The organism is Streptomyces pathocidini (genome assembly GCF_001418495.1).
Lineage (GTDB): Bacteria > Actinomycetota > Actinomycetes > Streptomycetales > Streptomycetaceae > Streptomyces > Streptomyces pathocidini.
The window spans coordinates 1-4,136 of sequence record NZ_LIQY01000639.1 but is presented as its reverse complement, the minus strand read 5'-3'; the positions used below and the strand labels follow the sequence as shown (position 1 = coordinate 4,136).

Below are 4,136 nucleotides of genomic sequence, written 5' to 3'. Positions count from 1 at the left end.
CGTTCGCCACGCCGTGGGCGCGCCCCGATAGTGGAGGCGTGGACGACTGCAAGTTCTGCGCCGTCGTGGCGGGCGACGTGCCGAGCCATACGGTCTTCGAGGACACCGCCGTCGTGGCGTTCCTGGACGCCCGCCCCCTGTTCCCCGGCCACACCCTCGTCGTCCCCCGACGGCACGTCGAGACGCTCACCGATCTCCCGGAGGCCGACGTCGGGCCGTTCTTCGGGCGGGTGCGGCGGATCACCGGCGCCGTGGAGCGGGCGATGGCCGCCGCCGGCTCGTTCGTCGCGGCGAACAACCGGGTCAGCCAGTCCGTACCCCACTTCCACGTCCATGTCGTCCCCCGCAACCGCAAGGACGGCCTGCGCGGTTTCTTCTGGCCGCGCACGCGGTACGCGGACGACGCCGAGGCGGCCGAGACCGCCGCCAGAATCCGGGCCGCTTTGGGTTGAATCGGCGGATATAGGACCATGGGAGGCGTAGCCAGTCCGTGGGATCCGCTCCTCTCCTCGCCTCGCCGGACCGGGGGTGCAGCATGTTCACCGACCGCACCGAAGCCGGCCGCCTCCTCGCGGCACAGCTGGAGCACCTGCGCGGCGAGCGCCCCGTCGTGCTCGGCCTGCCACGCGGCGGAGTGCCCGTGGCGTACGAGGTGGCCCGGGCGCTCGGCGCCCCGCTCGATGTGATCCTCGTCCGCAAGCTCGGCGTCCCCACCCACCGCGAGCTCGGCTTCGGCGCCATCGGCGAGGACGGCGTGCGCATCGTGCACGAGCACATCGTGCGGATGGGGCGGGTGGACCCCGCGTCCCTGGCCGCCGTCGAGCGCACCGAGGAGGCCGAACTCCGCCGCCAGGCCGACCGGTTCAGGCGTGGCCGCCCGCGCGTCGAGCTCACCGGCCGTGCGGCCGTCGTCGTGGACGACGGCGTCGCGACCGGCGCGACCGCCTCCGTCGCCTGCCGCGTCGCCAAGGAGCACGGCGCCCGCCGCGTCGTACTCGCCGTGCCCGTCGCCCCGCCCGACGCCGCCGCCGGGCTGCGCGCCGAGGTGGACGAGCTGGTCTGCCTGTCCACGCCCGCCGCGTTCTTCGCGGTGGGGGAGTGGTACGAGGACTTCTCCCAGACCTCGGACGGCGAAGTCGTGGAGCTGCTCGCCCAGCACACGGAGGCCACCCGCAGCCAGGGCGGCCCGGGCAACCCAGGGAGCTCTGGCCATCCCGGAAACCCCGGCAATCCAGGAGACAACCCAGGAAACCCCGGCGACCGCATCGTCAACCCCGCCCCCGGCCCTGTCGTACGGGAGGTCGAGATCCCCGTCCCCTCCGACGGCGTACACCTGACCGGCGACCTGCACCTGCCCTCCGGCGCCCCGGGCGTCGTCGCCTTCGCGCACGGCAGCGGCAGCAGCCGCCGCAGCCCTCGCAACCGGGCCGTGGCCGCGGCCCTCAACCGGGCGGGCCTGGGCACCCTGCTGTTCGACCTGCTCACCCCCGCCGAGGAACTGGACCGCGCCAACGTCTTCGACGTGCAGACCCTGGCCCGCCGCCTGGCCGAGGCCACCCGCCTGCTGCGCCGCCAACACCGCCTCCCCGTCGCGTACTTCGGCGCCAGCACCGGCGCGGCCGCCGCGCTCTGGGCCGCCTCCGAGCGCGACCCCGAGGGCCGCCCCGGCGTCGCCGCCGTGGTCTCCCGCGGTGGCCGCCCCGACCTCGCCGGTGACCGCCTGCGCGACGTACGCGCCCCCACGCTGCTGATCGTTGGCGGCGCCGACGAGACCGTCGTCGACCTCAACCGGCAGGCGCAGTCCAGGCTGCGGTGCGAGAACCGGCTGGAGGTCGTCCCCGGCGCCACGCACCTCTTCGAGGAGCCGGGCGCGCTGGACGCGGTGTGCGATCTGGCCAGGGACTGGTTCCTGGGGCACCTCGGGGCGCATTCTGGAAAGTGACGCTGGAGGTGAAAGCCATGGAAACCATCGTCGGATGGCACATCGACCTGGAGTTCCGCGAGATCGACACCAAGACCGAAGCGGCCGTGATGCTTCGGCTCCACGACGGCACGGAGCTGCGGGCCCACGGGCGGGCCAACAAGCACCCCGACGACCCGGAACAGCCACGGGTCGGTGAGGAGATCGCGGCCGCCAGAGCGCTCAACGAACTGGCGCGCCAGCTGCTGACGAAAGCCGGAGTCGAGATAGAGGAGGTCACGCATCTCCGGGCGCACCTGGCCATGTAGCCGAGCGGGTGCCCTGTCCTCGCGGGTCCGGAAGCCGGGCCCGCGAAGGCTGCCGGGGCAAGGTCCCCGGCCGCGGAGGACTGCGGAGGGACCGCACGGGCCGCGATGGCCTCCAGCCGGCGCCGGATCCCCCTCATCCGCCTAAAATGGCCGTGTGGTCCGGCCCAACGAAGAGGTCGAGGCGCTGCTCCAGGAGTACGCCGACCTCGTGCTGATCACCGGCGGAGACGCGTTCAAGGCCCGCGCCTACGAGAAGGCCGCACGCGCCGTCGGCGGCTACCACGCCGACGTCTCCCGGCTCGACGCCAAGGGCCTCCAGGAGATCCCCAACGTCGGCAGGTCGATCGCCGAAAAGGTCACCGAGTACCTGCGCACCGGCCGTATGCCCGCCGTCGAGGACGTCAGGTCCAAGATCCCGCCGGGCGTGCGCGAGCTGATGGGCATCCCCACCCTCGGCCCCAAGAAGGCCATGCTGCTCTACCAGGACCTGCACATCTCCTCGGTGCCCCAACTCCTCGACGCCATCCACCAGGAGCGGCTGCGCGACCTCAAGGGGTTCGGGCCGAAGACCGAGGAGAACATCCTGCACGGCATCGCGCTGATGCAGGCCGCGGGCGACCGGGTACCGCTCAACGTCGCCATGGAGGTGGCCGAGGACATCGTTGCCGAGCTGTCCGCGATCACCGGCTGCGAGCGCTGTACGTACGCCGGGTCGCTGCGGCGGATGCGCGAGACGATCGGCGACGTGGACATCCTCGTGGCCGCGCGCGGATCCGGGCCGTTCATGGCCGCCTTCACCCGGCTTCCGGGCACCGCCGAGGTCATCGCCCGCGGCGAGAAGAAGACCTCCATCCGCACGGCCAAGGGCCTCCAGGTCGACCTGCGCGTCGTACCCCCCGACTCCTGGGGCGCGGGCCTCCAGTACTTCACGGGCTCCAGGCCGCACAACATCAGGACCCGCGAGATGGCCGTGCACCACAAGCTCAAGCTCTCCGAGTACGGCCTGTTCCATGCCAAGAGCGGCCGCAAGGTCGTCTCCCGGACCGAGGAGGAGGTCTACGCCCGCCTCGGACTGCCCTGGATCCCGCCGACCCTGCGCGAGGACCGCGGGGAGGTCGCCGCGGGGCTGCGCGGCGAGTTGCCCGAGCTGATCCAGGAGGCCGACATCCGCGGTGACCTGCACACCCACACCGACCTCACCGACGGCCTCGCCCCGCTGGAGGAGATGGTCGAGGCCGCAGCCCGGCGCGGTCTGCGCTACTACGCGATCACCGACCATGCCCCGAACCTGTCCATGCAGCGGATGACCGACGAGAAGGTGTTGGCCCAGCGCGAGCGGGTACGCGAACTCGACGGCAAGCACCGGAAGATGCGGCTGCTGCACGGCACCGAGCTCAACATCGACGCCGACGGTTCGGTGGACTGGCCGCCGGAATTCCTGGCGGGCTTCGACCTCTGTGTGGCCTCGGTGCACTCGCACTTCAACCAGGGGCGGGACGCCCTCACCCGGCGCCTGGTCACCGCCTGCGAGCACCCGGAGGTCAACATCATCGGACACCCCACGACCCGGATCATCGGCAAGCGGCCCGCCCTCGACATGGACCTCGACGCGGTCTTCGCCGCCTGCGCCCGCACCGGCACCGCCCTGGAGATCAACTCCCACCCCGACCGCCTCGACCTGTGCGACGACCACATCCTGCGCGCCAAGCGGTACGGCGTGAAGTTCGCCGTGAACACCGACGCCCACGCCCCGCTCCACCTGGCGAACCTGCGCTACGGGGTCGGCACGGCGCAGCGCGGCTGGCTCACCGCGGAGGACGTGATCAACACCTGGCCGCTGGACCGGCTGCGCCGGTTCCTGCGCAAGGACGCCCTCGCCCGGGCCTGACTCCCGTACAGCCCTGCCT

At 72.3% G+C, this 4,136-nt stretch carries 4 protein-coding genes; all 4 read left to right on the top strand.

Annotated elements, in window-relative coordinates:
- Positions 1-38 precede the first annotated feature (38 nt).
- The 4 genes from AOK16_RS23880 (at position 39) to polX (ending at position 4,117) form a co-directional block, all read left to right on the top strand.
- Positions 39-452, top strand: coding sequence for an HIT family protein (locus AOK16_RS23880; protein ID WP_055474189.1), 414 nt, complete (start codon positions 39-41; stop codon positions 450-452).
- Positions 453-535: 83 nt separating this feature from the next.
- A complete protein-coding gene (locus AOK16_RS23875; protein ID WP_055474188.1) occupies positions 536-1,942 on the top strand; it encodes a phosphoribosyltransferase family protein in 1,407 nt (468 codons plus the stop codon).
- Positions 1,943-1,959: 17 nt separating this feature from the next.
- Positions 1,960-2,229, top strand: a complete 270-nt coding sequence (locus AOK16_RS23870; RefSeq protein ID WP_055474190.1) for a DUF1876 domain-containing protein — start codon at positions 1,960-1,962, stop codon at positions 2,227-2,229.
- 154 nt (positions 2,230-2,383) lie between these two features.
- Positions 2,384-4,117 (top strand): DNA polymerase/3'-5' exonuclease PolX, encoded by a 1,734-nt coding sequence (gene polX / locus AOK16_RS23865; protein ID WP_055474187.1) that lies wholly within the window; start codon positions 2,384-2,386, stop codon positions 4,115-4,117.
- The last annotated feature ends 19 nt before the right edge of the window (positions 4,118-4,136 follow it).

What these genes read in the sequence shown, in the direction of transcription:
- AOK16_RS23875 (WP_055474188.1), top strand. Translation starts at nt 536, where the DNA reads ATGTTCACCGACCGCACCGAAGCCGGCCGCCTCCTCGCGGCACAGCTG.
- AOK16_RS23870 (WP_055474190.1), top strand. Translation starts at nt 1,960, where the DNA reads ATGGAAACCATCGTCGGATGGCACATCGACCTGGAGTTCCGCGAGATC.